The organism is Actinokineospora sp. UTMC 2448 (genome assembly GCF_024760565.1).
GTDB lineage: Bacteria > Actinomycetota > Actinomycetes > Mycobacteriales > Pseudonocardiaceae > Actinokineospora > Actinokineospora fastidiosa.
This window is the reverse complement of the sequence record NZ_CP031087.1, coordinates 596,717-610,608: the sequence shown is the minus strand read 5'-3', so window position 1 is coordinate 610,608 and position 13,892 is coordinate 596,717. Positions and strand designations below refer to the sequence as shown.

Sequence of the window (13,892 nt, the reverse complement as noted above, 5' to 3'; positions counted from 1 at the left end):
GAATGACCGTGCAGACACCCGAGATGCGCGCCAAGGCCACCGCGCTGGTCGAGAGCCTGGCCGACCGCCTCCCGCCGGACCGCCTGGCCCGGTACCGGCAGTTCGCGTTCGTCGGCGAGTGGGGCGAGCTGGCGGACAACCTCGCCGCGGGCCTGGTCAACCGCCGGATCCCGGTCACGGCCGAGGAGAAGGAGGCCCTGCGGGAGGTCCTGTACTCCTTCGAGCTGCCCTACCCGGGCCACAGGTTCATCGAGCGGCGCGACGAGATCCTCGCCGCCCTCACCATGGCCGGGTGACCACGGCTTTCCGGCTCGGGCGGCGGCGCGGAGCATCTATCCTGCCCCGGTGAGCCCCGACCTGATCCTGCTGTCGCGGGTGTCCTACCGGGACCGGGAGATCACCGCGGCCCGGCTCCGGGACCTCGTCGCGCTGCTGGCCGCCGACCTGCGCGGCGGGTGCGGCACGCAGCGGCTCATCGACGAGCTGTGGCCGGACGAGCGGCCGGAGAACCCGGCCAAGGCGCTGCAGATCCTGGTCTCCCGGACGCGCTCGCAGCTCGGCCCCGACCTCGTCGTCCGCACGCCGACGGGGTACCGGCTCGGGCTGGAAGCGGACCAGGTGGACAGTTCCGCGCTGGTCGCCCGCGCGGCGGCGAGCGCGCAGTGCTCGCGCGCGGGCGACCACGCGAGCGCGCTGGAGCACGCCGAGGCCGGTCTGGCGCTCTGGGACGGCAGCGGCGTCGACGGCGACGGCCCGCTGTCGGCCCTGCGCGCGGACCGGATGGCCGCGCTCGGGTCGCTGGAGCGCGCGCGGGCGCTGGCGCTGTCCCGGCTGAACCGCCACGCCGAGGCGCTGGACGCGCTGACCGCGCTGGCCGGGGAACGCCCGCACGACGAGGAGGTCCTGCTGGAGCTGCTGCGCTCCGAGGCCGCCACCGCCGGGCCCGCCGCCGCCCTCGCCCGGTACGAGACCTACCGCCGCTTCCTGCGCGACGAGCTCGGCAGCGACCCCGGGGCCGCCGTCCAGGCGCTGCACCAGCGGCTGCTCCAGGGCGAGCCCGTGCGGCACAACGTCGCCCACGAGCCGAACCCCCTGCTGGGCCGCGACGCCGACCTCGCCGCGGTCACCGGACTGGTCAGGACGTCCCGGGTGACGTCGATCGTCGGTCCCGGCGGCTTGGGCAAGACCCGGCTGGCGCAGGCCGTCGGCCACCAGGCCGAGCAGCGGGTCGTGCACCTGGTCGCCCTCGCGGGCGTCGGCTCCGACGACGACGTGGCGGGCGAGGTCGCCTCGGTCGTCGGCGCGGGCGAGGGCCGGATCGCCGACGCGCTCGGGCCCGGCGCCCTGCTCATCCTGGACAACTGCGAGCACGTCCTGCGCGGCGCGGCCGATCTCGTGCGGACGCTGGTGTCGACGACGAAGGACCTGCGCGTCCTCACCACCAGCCGCGCGCCGCTGGGCCTGTCGTCCGAGTCGGTGTACCCGCTGCCCGAGCTGGACCTGGCCACGTCCGTGGCCCTGTTCGAGCACCGCGCGCGAGCCGCCCGGCCCGGCGTCGAGCTGCCGAGGGACGTCGTCGCCGAGCTGTGCGAACGCCTCGACGGCCTGCCGCTGGCCGTGGAGCTGGCCGCCGCCCGCGTGCGCGTGCTGTCGGTCCCCGAGATCGCCGCGCGCCTCGCCGACCGGTTCACCCTGCTGCGCGGCGGGCCGCGCGACGCACCCGCCCGCCACCGGACCCTCCGCGCGGTCGTCGACTGGTCGTGGAACCTGCTGGACCCCGACGCCCAGGCCGCCATGACCGCGCTCGCGGTCTTCCCCGGCGGGTTCACCGAGGAATCCGCAGGCTGGCTGATCGACGGCGACGTGCTGGACACCATCGAGGCCCTGGTCGACCAGTCCCTGCTCAAGGTCGAGGACACCCCGACGGGCACCCGCTTCCGGATGCTGGAGACCGTGCGCGAGTTCGCCCAAGGCCCGCCGGACGAGCGCTTCCTCGCCTGGGCGGTCGACTTCGGCACCCGCTACCACGACGCGGTGTTCGGTCCGGACGCCTTCGCGGTGGCGGCGCTGCTGCGGGCCGAGGAGGACAACCTCCTGCACGCCCTGCGCCTGTCCCCGCATCCGGCGATCGCCGCCGTGCTGATGAGCCTGTGGATCATCGAGTCCAACTACACCCGGCTCGCCGCGGTCGCCGCCGAGGTCGACCCGGTGCTCATCCGCGCGGAGCCGTCCGACCCGGCCGTCACCGCGCTCACACTGTCCACCCTGTACAAGATGATGTTGAACGGCCCGCGCCCCGAGCGGACGCTGAGCGCGCTGCGGCGAGTCCTCACCACGCCGCCGGACACCATGGTCCGGGCGTACGCGCACCTTCTGGTCGACCCCGGGTTCCGCGCGGACGACCAGCAGGCAGTCGTCGCCGCCGCAGGCGCGCTGGAAACCTACAAGCACGAGCACGACGGTGACATCGACGCCGCGATCGCCGAGGCGGACAAGGCGTTGGCGGCCACAGACCAGCGGGAAGCGCCGTGGCAGTGGGCGATGGCGCACAGCAGGCTGGCCGAACTCACCCTGCGCGCGGACGACGGCGTGCGCAGCCGCGACCACCTGCTCGCGGCGCTGCCGGTGCTGGACCGGCTCGGCGCCGCGGCCGACGTCGCCGGGCTGCGGTGGTGGCTGGTGCTGGCCAACCTGCGCATCGGCGCGCTGGACGAGGCGGAGCGCTGGCTGGAGCTGATCTCGCACGGGGAGGCGGGGAACGGCACCACCGCCTACCACCTCGCCGTGCGGGCCGAGGTCCTGTTCACGCGCGGGGAGACCGACGCGGGGCTCGCGCTCTGGCGACGCGTGCTCGACGAGGTCAGATCCGCGGGCGACGACCTCGTCCACGGCGATCCGCCAGGCTATGACCTCTGGGTCGTGGAGGCGCGCAGCGTCGCCGTGATCGCGCACGCCCGCCATGGCGCGCTCGACCTGGTCCGCGACGACCTGCGGCGGCTGACCGAGCAGCTGACGTCCCTGCTGGCCAACCCGATCGACAACCCCCCGCCCTACCTGGTGCTGCTCCCGCTGTTGGGCGCACAGCTGCTCGCGGTGGGCATGGCGGACCTCGCCAGCGGCGACACCGGGGGCGTGCGGCTGGTCGCGCTGGCCGAGGCGTTCGGGTACCTGCGCAACTTCCAGCCCACCATGTCCGTCGCCGCCGCCCGCGCGGCCGCCGAGGACGCCGACGGCCCGGCGTACGCCGACGCGGTGTCGGAGTACGCCGGGCTGGGCCGGGAGGAACTGCGGCTGGCCGCCCTGGCGGCGCTCAGCGGTCGCGGTTGAACAGCTTGCGCGACCACAGGTAGCCGCCGAGCGCGATGACCGCGCACCAGCCCACCGCGAGCCACCCCTTGGTGACCGGGGCGTCGGTCAGCAGACCGCGGATAGTCTCGATGATCGGGGTGAACGGCTGGTGCTCAGCGAAGGCGCGCAGCCCGGCGGGCATCGAATCGGTGGGGACGAACCCGCTGCTGAGGAACGGCAGGAACATCAGCGGCATGGGCAGGTTGCTCGCGCCCTCGACGGTCTTGGACACCAGCCCGAGCGCGACCGCCAGCCAGACGATCGCGAGGGTGACCAGGGCGATGAACCCGAGCACGCCCAGCCACTCCACGGCGTTCGCGCTGGGCCGGAAGCCGATGAGCAGGCCGACGCCGAGCACCAGCACGATGCCGACCATCGTCTGGACCATGCTGCCGACGACGTGTCCGGTGAGGACGGACACCCTGGCGATGTTCATGGTGCGGAAGCGGGCGATGATGCCCTCGGTCATGTCGGTGGCCACCGAGATCGCCGTGCCCTGCGCGGCGCTGGCGATGGACATCAGCAGGATGCCGGGGACGACGTACTCGATGTAGTCCGCGCGTCCCCCGGACCCGCCGAGCCCGGCGCCGAGGGTGCCGCCGAAGACGTAGACGAACAGCAGCAGGAACAGGATCGGGAAGCCCGCCAGCATGATCGTCACCGACGGGTAGCGCAGCAGGTGCCGGAGGTTGCGGCGCAGCATGGTGGCCGAGTCGGCCAGGGCGTGGTTCATCGCGCGGGCTCCTTGTCGGTCAGGGCGAGGAAGACGTCGTCGAGGTCGGGGGTGTGGATGGACAGCTGCTCGACCTCGATGGACTCGTCGTCGAGGCGGTCGAGCAGGGCCTTCACCGAGCGCAGGCTGCCGTCGCTGGGCACGTGCAGGGCGAGGTCGTCGCGCTGGGCGGCGCCCAGGGCGTAGGCGGCGGACTCCAGGCCGCGGGCGTCGGCGAAGCGCAGCCGGACGTGGCCGCCGGGGATCATCCGCTTCAGCTCGTCGGCGGTGCCCTCAGCGACCAGCCTGCCGCCGTTGAGCACGGCGATGCGGTCGGCGAGCTGGTCGGCCTCCTCCAGGTACTGGGTGGTCAGGAAGACCGTGGTGCCCTGGCGGACCAGGTCGCGGATGATCTCCCACATGCCGCGGCGGCTGCGCGGGTCGAGGCCGGTGGTCGGCTCGTCGAGGAAGATCAGCCGGGGGCCGCCGACCAGCGTCATGGCCAGGTCGAGCCTGCGCCGCATGCCGCCGGAGAAGGTGGCCGCGGTCTTCCTGGCCGCGGCCACCAGGTCGAAGCGCTCCAGCAGGTCGGCGGCGACCCGGCGGCCCGCGCGGCGGCCGAGGTGGTGCAGGTCGGCCATGAGGATGAGGTTCTCCTCGGCGGTGAGCAGGTTGTCCACCGCGGAGAACTGCCCGGTCACCCCGATGGCGGCGCGGATCGCGTCGGGCTCCCGCTGGCCCATGATCGCGACGTCGCCCGCGTCGGCGCGGATGAGGGTGGTGAGGATATTGACGGTGGTCGTCTTGCCCGCGCCGTTGGGGCCGAGCAGCGAGAAGATCGTGCCGACCGGGACTTGGATGTCGATGCCGTCGAGGACGGTGTGGTCGCCGTAGGCCTTGCGGAGCCCCACGACGCTGATCGCGTTGGTCATGGGCACAGCCTGCGGCGGCGCCGGATCAGGGCGGTTTCAGCGCGGTTTCAGAGCAACTCGTCGAGCAGGCGGTACCAGTACAGCCTGTCCCCATCGATGCTCGTCGGGCCGTATTCGGCGAGGAAGGCGGCGAAGGCGGGACCGGGCAGTTCCCGCTCGGCGATGGCGAGGTCGCGGTGGCGGTCGGCGCGGCCGAGGCGGGAGACGTCGATCAGCACGCAGGTCCCGTCCGGGCGGAGGAGGACGTTGGCGGGCGTGAAGTCGCCGTGGGCGACGACCGGGTCCGCATCGGCTGGCTTGAGCTTGACCAGCCGGTCGAGGAGGTCGGCGGGCGAGCAGCCAGCGTGGTCGTCGTCGAAGTCGTCCGGGTCGACCCGGCCGGTCTCCACCATGGCGGTCGCCACGGCCACGGCCGAGTCCGAGCCCGCGTCGAAGGGGCACTCCTCGACGGGGAGGGCGTGGAGGGCGCGCAGCAGGCGGCCCATCGCCGCGCCCGCCGCCTCCGGCGCGACGCCCGCCAGCGACGGCGCGCCGACGTCGGCCAGGACGAGCCAGTCGTCCGCGAACGCCGCGACGGCGGGGACGGCGACGCGCCCCTCCAGCCAGCGCAGGCGCTCGTGCTCCCGGACGGCGTCCGGGCCCCGCTTGACGAAGAACGTCCCCGCCGCGCCGGTGGTCCTCCGCACGCCACCGCTGAGCCCCTCGTGGTCGGCGCTCCACACCGCATCGCCGCCGACGACATCGAGCACGGACCGCGGGATCTCCATGCGCCCAGTCTGCCAGAGCGACCGGCGCCCGATCATCCACTATGGACGATCGGGCGCCGGCCGGACGGCTACTCCCTTTCGCTGATCACGAACTCCACGCCGCCCAGGTCCTCGCCGCGCTGGTCGGTCTGGAACATCCGGACGGTCTGGCCGGGGGCGGCGGTGTCGCCCGCGGCGAACGTGAGCGTGGTCTGCAGGCGCTCACCGGGCTTGAGCTCCAGGTCGTGCAGCACGGCGCGGCGCGGGTCGGCGATCTCGACCCGGGTCTCGCCGACCCGGCGCACGCCCTCGGCCTTGCCGCCCGCGGCGAGCCAGCGGCGGGTGAGGTCGGGGCCGAGGTCGAGCACCAGCCTGCCGCCGAACGCCCGCTCACCGCCCGCCAGCACCAGGTCGGTGACCAGCGGCTCGGGGAACGGGTTGCCGACGGTGAACGGGCGGGTGATCGGCTTGGTGCCCGGCAGCGCGCGGACCGAGTTGATGTTGCGCCAGGCGATGTTGTTGTTGTTGCGCGCGTTCGTGTGCGTGGCCGGGGTCTCGGCGAACGTCATCGGGTCGGTCGCCGACTCCCAGCGGGCGAGCAGGCAGAAGTGGCCGGGGCCGGGCACGTTCGGCCACTCGACCATCACCGTCGTCCCGCCCGGGGGCACGGTGACCCCGGACTCGGAGCCGAACTCGGTCCAGTGCGTCGGCCACTGCGCGCCCCCGCCCTGGGCGGTGTAGTACAGCCGGAGCGTGCCGACCCCGGTGCCGCTGCCCCCCGGGCCCGGGTTGCGCAGATCCACGAACACGTAGTTCGTCGCCCCCGCGATCGGGTTGGCGCCCGGGCAGGACGACGGCGTGGTGCAGACCCGGATGTCCGGGCTGGTGTACGCCGACCCGGAGACCAGCGGCTCGACACCGGCGTCGGAGGTGTTGTCGCGCATGAAGACATCGGTGGGCGCGCAGTTGTGCAGCGCGCGGCGGATGTAGGCCGCGGTGTCGGCGCCGAGCGGATCGGTCTGGTAGAAGTAGCCGCCGGTCGTGGTGGCGTAGTCCTGCATGATCGGCACGATGGCGCCGCTGTAGACCGTGGACGTGGGCACGTAGATCGGCGTCAGCTTGATGCCGCCCGCCTGCGCGTCGAGCGCGACCTGGTGGGCGTTGGCGACGTCCGCGGCGGTGTGCGCGTTGTCGAACCCTCCGGGGCGGGCGTCGGTGACCATGATCGTGTGCTTGGTGGCGTTGGTGCGCCACGTGCCCGCGAAGTCGCCGGTCTGGGGGCGTCCGGCGGCGGGCAGGTTGTTGACCACGGTGTTGAGCGCCTCGTCGGACGCCTCCGGCTCCGCCGAGCCGCCGGTCGCGGTGAGCGCGCCGAGCTGGGCCGCCACGGCGGCCTGGTTGCCCGCCGCGAGGTCGACGTGCACGGACACGGTGTCCTTGAAGCTGACCAGCCCTAACTTGTAATCACCGCCGGACAGCGCCACCACGTCGGACAGGATGCTGTTGAGCCCGGACTGCACGTTGGTCAGCGCGCCGCCCATGCTGCCGGTCGTGTCCAGCACGATGGTGACGTCCATCGGGCCGCACGGGCTCGCCGCGGCCGGGGCGGCCGCGGCGCTCATCGCCGGGGCGAGGGCGGCGGCGACGGCCACCGCGGCCAGTAGCGGGACGCGCCGCCGCTGCAGGGGGTGGGACATGGGGATCCTTTCCGTCGGACCGGGGTTCGCCCGAGCGTCCGGCCGTCCGGTTGCAGCGGGGTTGTGCCGTGGTTGTCGGCGCAACCCGGTTGGCCGATTTGCCCGTTCGCCCGGCCGGCTACGCTCGCGTCGGGCGATGACGCACGGAGGCGACCTGGGGTGACCGGACCCGGATGGCTCGGTGTCCTGGGACCGGTCGAGGCCGTCGGTCCGACCGGGCGGGCTGAGCTGCACGGCGCGCGTCAACGCGCTGTCCTCGGCGTGCTCGCGCTGCACGCGGGCACGGTGCTGTCCGCGACCCGGCTCGTCGACGTCCTCTGGGGCGACCAGCCGCCGCGCACCGCCGTGAAGACCCTGCACAGTCACGTCGCCCGGCTGCGGACCGCGCTCGCCGCGGCGGGCTTCGGCGGCGTCCTGGTCACCCGAGGCCCCGGCTACATCCTGGACGTCGCGCCGGAGTCGGTGGACGCGCACCGCTTCGCCGCGCTGGTCAGGGCGGCCCGCGGGCTCGCCGCCGACCGCGCCGCCGCGCTGCTGCGCGAGGCGGTCGGGCTGTGGCGGGGCGAGCCGTTCGCCGACACCCCGCTGGCCGACTGGGGCAAGCACGCCGTGGACGACCTTGCCGAGCAGCGATTATCCGCGGTGGAGGACCTCTGGGATGCCGAGCTGCGGCTGGGCGGGCACGACGACGCCGCCCGCGAACTCCCCCGCCTGCTGGCCCGCCACCCGCTGCGCGAGCGCATGGCCGGGCTGGCGATGCTCGCGCTGCACCGCTGCGGCAGGCACGCCGACGCGCTGGCGGTGTTCGACCGGGTCCGCCGCGACCTCGCCGAGTCCTACGGCGCCGACCCCGGGCCGGACCTGGCCGCCCTGCACACCGCGATCCTGCGCCGCGACCCCGCGCTCGACGGCGAGCCCGCCTACCTGGCCGCGCCCGCGCAGCTGCCCGCCCCGGTCGGGCACTTCACCGGCCGCGCCGCCGAGCTGTCGGCGCTGGACGACGTCGTCGCGGGCGCGGAGCGGCCGGTCGTGGTGATCACGGGCGCGGCGGGCATGGGCAAGACCGCCCTGGCCGTGCAGTGGGCGCACCGGGTGGCCGCCCGCTTCCCCGACGGGCAGCTCTACCTCGACCTGGCCGAGCAGGGCCCCGCCGACGCGCTCGCCCACCTCCTGCGCTCGCTGGACGTGCCCGACGACCGCGTCCCCGCCGACGCCGCCGAACGGGCCGCGCTGTACCGGTCGCTGCTCAAGGCCCGCCGCTGCCTGGTGCTCGTGGACAACGCGGGCGGCGTGGACGACGTGCTGCCGCTGGTGCCCGGGGCCGGGGCGAGCGTGCTGGCCGTGACCAGCCGCGCGACCCTGGCGGCGCTGGGCACGCGGCACGCGGTGCGGGTGGTCGCCGTCGACGCGCTCGACCACGCCGACTCGCTCGCCCTGCTCGCCCGGGTGCTCGGCGACGCCCGCGTCCGCCGCGAGCCGGTCGCGGCCGCCCGGCTGGCGCGGCTGTGCGGCGGGATGCCGCTGGCGCTGCGCATCATCGCCGCCCGGCTGCAAGCAGCGGCGTCGGCCACGCTGGCCGCCACGGCCGCCGACCTGGCCAGCGCGGGCCGGTTGGACGGGCTCGCCATCGAGGGCGACTCGCGCACGGTGGGCACCGTGCTGGCCAGCGCGTACCGGCCGCTGTCCCCGGCCGACGCCGCGATGTTCCGGATGGTCGGGCTGGCGCCCGGCGCGACGGTGACGGCCGGGGCCGGGGCCGCGCTGTGCGGGATCGGGACCGCGCAGGCGGCCGACGCGCTGGCCGCGCTCGCCAGCGGGCACCTGCTCAGCCCCGTCGGTCAGGACCGGTACCGCGCGCACGACCTGACGCGCGAGTTCGCCGCGGAGCGGGTGGCGGCCGAGGTGTCGGCCGCCGACCGCGCCGCGGCGGTGGACCGGCTGCTGGACTGGTACCTGGCCGTCGCCGAGGCCGCGAACCGGGTGATCGATCCGCGCCGGGACGCGGTGCGCCCCGACCCCGGGTTCCGCCCGGACCGCCTGCCCTTCCCGGACGACCGGCACGCCGCCCTGGCGTTCCTCAACGGCGAGCGGGACAACGTGCTGCCCGTGGTGCGCCTCGCCCGCGCGCACGGCAGGCTCGACGCCGCGTGGCAGCTGACGTACCTGCTCACCAGCTACCACGACGCGACCGGCCACTGGCACCTGCGGACCAGGGTGTGCGCCGTGGCCGCGGAGGCCGCCGCCGCGCTGGGCGACCCGCGCGCCGAGGCCGAGACGCTGCGCGGCCTGGGCGTCGCGTACTTCATGATCCGCCGGTTCGAGGATGCCCTGGCCACCAACCGCGCCGCGCTGCTGGCCGCCCAGGCGGCGGGCGACGCGGCAGGCGAGGGGCACGTCCACAACAACATCGCCAACGCCCTGGCCGAGCTGCGCCGCTTCGACGAGGCGGTCGTCGCGCACGAGCGCGCCGTGGCGACCTGCGGCGCGGCGGGCAACGCGCTGGGCAGGGCGCTCGCGCAGCGCAACCTCGGCCACACGTACGTGCGCATGGGCCGGGCCGGGCTGAGCCTCGCCCCGCTGACCGACGCCCTCGGCACCTTCGCCGACCTCGGCCACGACCGGCTGGTCGCCGCGACCCTGGACACCATCGGCGAGGCGCGGCTGCAGCTCGGCGAGCACACCGCTGCCCTCGCCGCCGTCGAGCGGGCCATCACCATCAGCCGCGACCTCGGCGACCAGTGGCTGGAGTGGGAGTGCCTGCTCGACGCCGGGCGGGTGCACCTCGACCGAGGCGCCCCCGGCCCGGCGGCCGACCACTTCGCCAGCGCCCTGCAGGCCAGCCGCGCCGTGGGCGACCGCCACGGCGAGGCGGCCGCCATCGCCCACCTGGGCCGCGCCTACCTCGCCGCGGGCCGCCACACCGACGCCCGCCGCGAACTGGAACGCGCCGTCGTCCTGCGCGCGGGCGTGCCGGACGAGGACGAACAGGCGCAGCTGCAGGCCGCGCTGGCCGAACTCCACGAGGTCACCGCACCCGGCCGGTGAGCCGGTGGGGACGCCTCGACCGAGACGCCCCCACCGGCTGTCGACTCACTTCGCCAGGATGGTCACCACGGTCCTCGGCGAGTCGAGCACGCCTGCCGACGGGTCGAACAGCTCGAACACGAACCGCTCCTCCGCCGGGCGCGGGCCGGGGAGCAGCTTGATCTCCGCGACGCCGGTCGTGCTGCCCACCGGGATGGTGATCAGGCCGTCGCGCACCGGCTCGTAGCCGACGGGCTTGTCCAGCGCGATGGTCCGGAAGTGCACGGTGATCGGCGCGCGGGCCGGGAGGTTCGTCCGGATCGCGACCCGGCAGGTCTGCTCGGAGTTCGTGCCCCGGTCGATCGCCCAGCAGATCTTGCCCCCGTCGACACCCGTGCGCTGCGGCGGGTCATCGTCGTCCAGCACGGCGCCGAACCCGGTCTGCTTGGTGATGACGAGGTTGACCGGGTTGGTGAGAACCACGGTGAACCCCTCGTCGTTCTCAGCGGTGGAGTCGGCTATGACGGGCACGGTGACGGTGCGCGGCGCGGTTTCGCCGTTCCAGCTCACCGTGGTGGTGGTCGCCTGGAAGTCACCCGGCGCCTGCGCCGTGCCGTTGGACGTGTGCACCTGGACGGAGCCGGTCGCCGTGCACCCTGCGGCGGGGGTCACCGCGACCAGGAAGGTGAAGCTGCGGACGCCCTGACCGGTGCCCTCGTAGTTGCTGTAGTTGCTGATCGCGACGGCGGCGGGAGCACAACTCGCCGTCAACGACACCCCCGAGGGTGAAGCCGTCAACGAGCCGACCGTCATCGTCGCCACGAGCGCGCATAACACCGCTGTCCGCACCACTTCGTCCGCCTCCCATCACTGGAACCATCCCAGTCCTGGCTAGACCACGGCGGTTGCAGCACGGTTGTGGACGCAGCTAGACCTTGGTGATCCGGATCGCGGCGAAGGCGATGCGTTCATCGCGGACGGTGCAGCCGGTGTCGCCGCTGTGCTCGTCGTAGCGCTGCTGCATGGTGATGCCGATCATCGCGTCGCCGTCGACGTCGGAGGTGCGGACGGTCGGGAGGTCGACCCAGGAGCCCCGGTGCGCGGACTGGTCGAGGCTCAGGGACATGCTCGGGCCGCTGTACTCGGCGTTGGTGGTCAGCCCGTCGATATCGGGGACGCGGATGGACACCACGTACTCGCCAGCGGGGATGCCGGAGAAGACGTAGGTCGCGTACGGCACCGTGCACCCGCTGCCGAAACCGACCGGCGCCCACGCGTAACCGTCCTCGTAGCGCAGGTCCCCGACTACCTCGCTGCCCGAGGGATACGGCCAGAACCGCAGCTGCAGACCGGATCCCGGCTCCACCGACGACTCGCGCGAGGTGTCCGGCGTCACCGTCCACGACGCAGCGGGGCGGGGCGCGGCGGTCTTCGGGGCGGGCGCGCGCGGCGTGGTCGTCGGGGGGACCGTGGTGGGCGGCGGGGGCGGCTGGGTGGTGGTTGTCGTCGTCGCAGGCGCCTGCGTCGGCGGTGAGACGGTGGTCTGTGCCGAGGTGGGCGGTGGTGGGAGCCCTTGGGCGGTGCCGGGCCGGGCGTAGAACACGACGAAGGCGACGTTGGCGAGCACGAAGACGATGCCGAGCGCCCGGCCGACCGCAGGGATCGCCCGCCACGTCGCGACCACGATGACGGCCACGACGAGCGCGGCGGCGACGCTGCTGAAGGTGAAGAACTCCCGCCACTTCGTCGGGTCGAGCAACGCCGTCGTCAGCGCGGTCGCGATCTGCAGTCCGTCGGCGATGAGCGCCACGAGGATCACCGAACGCGCGCTCTCCATCCGCTGCCAGCCGTTCGGCGGCGGTCCAGGCTGGTAGGTCACCCACGCTCCTCGGTGCTCGACCCGTGGCTGCCGGGCCCGCAGTCAGGGACTCGTCATCGGGCGCCGACCTGTTACATCACGCGGCGTCGTCGAAGGGCGGGTAGCTCTGGCGGCCGGACCGCTCGGCGGCGTCGATGTAGTCGGCGAGGGCGTCGCGGGAGCGGGCGAGCCGCTCGATCCGCTCGTCCAGCCGTCCCAGCCGGGACCGCATCGCGGCCAGCAGCTCGGGGCAGCCGACCAGCTCCGGCGTCTCCCCGGTCGCGCAGGGCAGCAGGTAGGCGATGTCCTCGCTGGACAGGCCCGCGCCGAGCAGGTGGCGGATCTGCTTCACCCGCAGGACAGCGGCGTCGTCGTACTCGCGGTAACCGTTCGCGCCACGCGCCGCGGGCAACAGCCCCTGCGCCTCGTAGTAGCGCAGCTGGTGGGCGTGCACCCCCGTGCGACGACTCAGTTCCCCGATCCGCATCGCGACCTCGCTTGACCTTCACACCGGTATCAACGTTGACGATGCTGCCATGACCAACGACAGCAAGGCGCCCGTGACGATCATCGGCCTCGGCCTGATGGGCCAGGCACTCGCGGCCGCGTTCCTCGACAACGGCCACCCGACCACCGTGTGGAACCGCACGCCCGCCAAGGCCGAGCACCTGGTGGCACGCGGCGCCCGTCTGGCGACGACGATCGACGACGCGGTGAAGGCGGGCCTGGCGATCATCTGCCTCACCGACTACCACGCCGTGCACGACCTGCTGGCCCCCGCCGACCTGGACGGCGCCGTGCTGGTGAACCTGACCTCCGGCACCTCCACCGAGGCCCGCGACACCGCCCGCTGGGCGGCGCAGCGCGGCGCGAGGTACGTCGACGGCGCCATCATGGCGACCCCGCCGTACATCGGGACTCCGGACGCGCTGATCCTGCTCAGCGGCGCGCCCGTGGACGATCAGCTCACCGCCCTGGGCACCGTCAACCACCTAGGCCCCGACCACGGCCTCGCCTCCCTCTACGACGCCGGGGGCCTGACCATGATGTGGGGCATCCTCAACGCCTGGCTCCACGGCACCGCCCTGCTCAGGACCGCGGGCGTCAACGCCGCGACCTACGCCCCCTTCGCCCAACACCTGGCCAGAGGCGTCGCCGAATGGCTGCCCGGCTACGCCGCCCAAATCGACAACAACGCCTACCCCGCCGAAGCCTCAGCCCTGGAAACCGACGCCCGGGCAATGGACCACCTGATCGCGGAAAGCGAGGCCGTGGGCATCAACACCGCCCTACCCCGCCTGTTCAAGACCTTCGCCGCCCGCGCCATCTCGGCAGGCCACGGCGGAGAGCAGTACCCGGTGCTGATCGAGGAGTTCACCAAACCGGGAAACGAGTAATCAGCGCTCCGCGACGGCTGAGCCCCCGATGTCATTCACTCCATCGCCGTTCTGAGTGCCCCCGGCAGGAATCGAACCTGCGACACACGGTTTAGGAAACCGATGCTCTATCCCCTGAGCTACGAGGGCGTGCCTGGGGTCACCTTACCCCGAGGGCGCCGTCGGGGCGGCCACTAGG

General features: G+C 73.9%; 11 protein-coding genes and 1 tRNA gene. 4 read left to right on the top strand and 8 right to left on the bottom strand.

Features of this window, described 5'->3' with window-relative positions; genetic code table 11:
• The first annotated feature begins 8 nt into the window (after window positions 1–8).
• Both Actkin_RS02985 and Actkin_RS02980 read left to right on the top strand, forming a co-directional pair.
• A complete protein-coding gene (locus Actkin_RS02985) occupies window positions 9–296 on the top strand; it encodes a hypothetical protein (protein ID WP_258905790.1) in 288 nt (95 codons plus the stop codon).
• A gap of 49 nt (window positions 297–345) precedes the next feature.
• A complete protein-coding gene (locus tag Actkin_RS02980) occupies window positions 346–3,327 on the top strand; it encodes an ATP-binding protein (RefSeq protein WP_258905789.1) in 2,982 nt (993 codons plus the stop codon).
• Here the strand turns inward: Actkin_RS02980 and Actkin_RS02975 are convergent.
• From Actkin_RS02975 to Actkin_RS02960, 4 genes are all read right to left on the bottom strand, one after another.
• Window positions 3,311–4,081: an ABC transporter permease gene (locus tag Actkin_RS02975; protein ID WP_258905788.1), complete on the bottom strand. Its 771-nt coding sequence runs from the start codon at window positions 4,079–4,081 to the stop codon at window positions 3,311–3,313. The two genes, Actkin_RS02980 and Actkin_RS02975, sit on opposite strands and share 17 nt — an antisense overlap.
• Window positions 4,078–4,992, bottom strand: a complete 915-nt coding sequence (locus Actkin_RS02970) for an ATP-binding cassette domain-containing protein (protein ID WP_258905786.1) — start codon at window positions 4,990–4,992, stop codon at window positions 4,078–4,080. Before Actkin_RS02970 ends, Actkin_RS02975 begins: the two co-directional genes overlap by 4 nt.
• Before the next feature lie 47 nt (window positions 4,993–5,039).
• Entirely contained in the window at window positions 5,040–5,759 is a 720-nt protein-coding gene (locus Actkin_RS02965) for an aminoglycoside 3'-phosphotransferase (protein ID WP_258905783.1), read from the bottom strand.
• A gap of 68 nt (window positions 5,760–5,827) precedes the next feature.
• Entirely contained in the window at window positions 5,828–7,435 is a 1,608-nt protein-coding gene (locus Actkin_RS02960) for a vWA domain-containing protein (protein ID WP_258905782.1), read from the bottom strand.
• Window positions 7,436–7,594: 159 nt separating this feature from the next.
• Here Actkin_RS02960 and Actkin_RS02955 point away from each other — a divergent pair, with 159 nt between their 5' ends.
• A complete protein-coding gene (locus Actkin_RS02955; RefSeq protein WP_189208534.1) occupies window positions 7,595–10,480 on the top strand; it encodes an AfsR/SARP family transcriptional regulator in 2,886 nt (961 codons plus the stop codon).
• Between the two features lie 45 nt (window positions 10,481–10,525).
• Here the strand turns inward: Actkin_RS02955 and Actkin_RS02950 are convergent, their stop codons facing one another.
• The 3 genes from Actkin_RS02950 to Actkin_RS02940 form a co-directional block, all read right to left on the bottom strand.
• The gene (locus tag Actkin_RS02950; RefSeq protein ID WP_258905778.1) at window positions 10,526–11,257 is read right to left on the bottom strand and encodes a Calx-beta domain-containing protein; all 732 of its coding nucleotides are present in this window, start codon (window positions 11,255–11,257) and stop codon (window positions 10,526–10,528) included.
• Window positions 11,258–11,387: 130 nt separating this feature from the next.
• Complete coding sequence (locus tag Actkin_RS02945) at window positions 11,388–12,338, bottom strand: hypothetical protein (RefSeq protein WP_258905776.1); 951 nt, start codon at window positions 12,336–12,338, stop codon at window positions 11,388–11,390.
• Window positions 12,339–12,414: 76 nt separating this feature from the next.
• Entirely contained in the window at window positions 12,415–12,804 is a 390-nt protein-coding gene (locus Actkin_RS02940; RefSeq protein ID WP_258905774.1) for a MerR family transcriptional regulator, read from the bottom strand.
• A 49-nt stretch (window positions 12,805–12,853) separates the two neighbouring features.
• Between Actkin_RS02940 and Actkin_RS02935 the strand changes: the two genes are divergently transcribed.
• Window positions 12,854–13,714 carry an NAD(P)-dependent oxidoreductase gene (locus Actkin_RS02935; protein WP_258905772.1) on the top strand — a complete coding sequence of 287 codons (861 nt, stop codon included), beginning with the start codon at window positions 12,854–12,856 and terminating at the stop codon, window positions 13,712–13,714.
• Between the two features lie 56 nt (window positions 13,715–13,770).
• On the opposite strand, the gene Actkin_RS02930 is transcribed toward Actkin_RS02935, so the two are convergent.
• Window positions 13,771–13,843: transfer RNA gene (locus Actkin_RS02930), tRNA-Arg, on the bottom strand.
• Between the last annotated feature and the right edge of the window lie 49 nt (window positions 13,844–13,892).

Bases quoted from the DNA above. Each gene is read 5' to 3' on its own strand.
- Actkin_RS02965 (WP_258905783.1), bottom strand. From the start codon at position 5,759: ATGGAGATCCCGCGGTCCGTGCTCGATGTCGTCGGCGGCGATGCGGTG.
- Actkin_RS02935 (WP_258905772.1), top strand. From the start codon at position 12,854: ATGACCAACGACAGCAAGGCGCCCGTGACGATCATCGGCCTCGGCCTG.
- Actkin_RS02940 (WP_258905774.1), bottom strand. From the start codon at position 12,804: ATGCGGATCGGGGAACTGAGTCGTCGCACGGGGGTGCACGCCCACCAG.
- Actkin_RS02960 (WP_258905782.1), bottom strand. From the start codon at position 7,435: ATGTCCCACCCCCTGCAGCGGCGGCGCGTCCCGCTACTGGCCGCGGTG.
- Actkin_RS02975 (WP_258905788.1), bottom strand. From the start codon at position 4,081: ATGAACCACGCCCTGGCCGACTCGGCCACCATGCTGCGCCGCAACCTC.
- Actkin_RS02970 (WP_258905786.1), bottom strand. From the start codon at position 4,992: ATGACCAACGCGATCAGCGTCGTGGGGCTCCGCAAGGCCTACGGCGAC.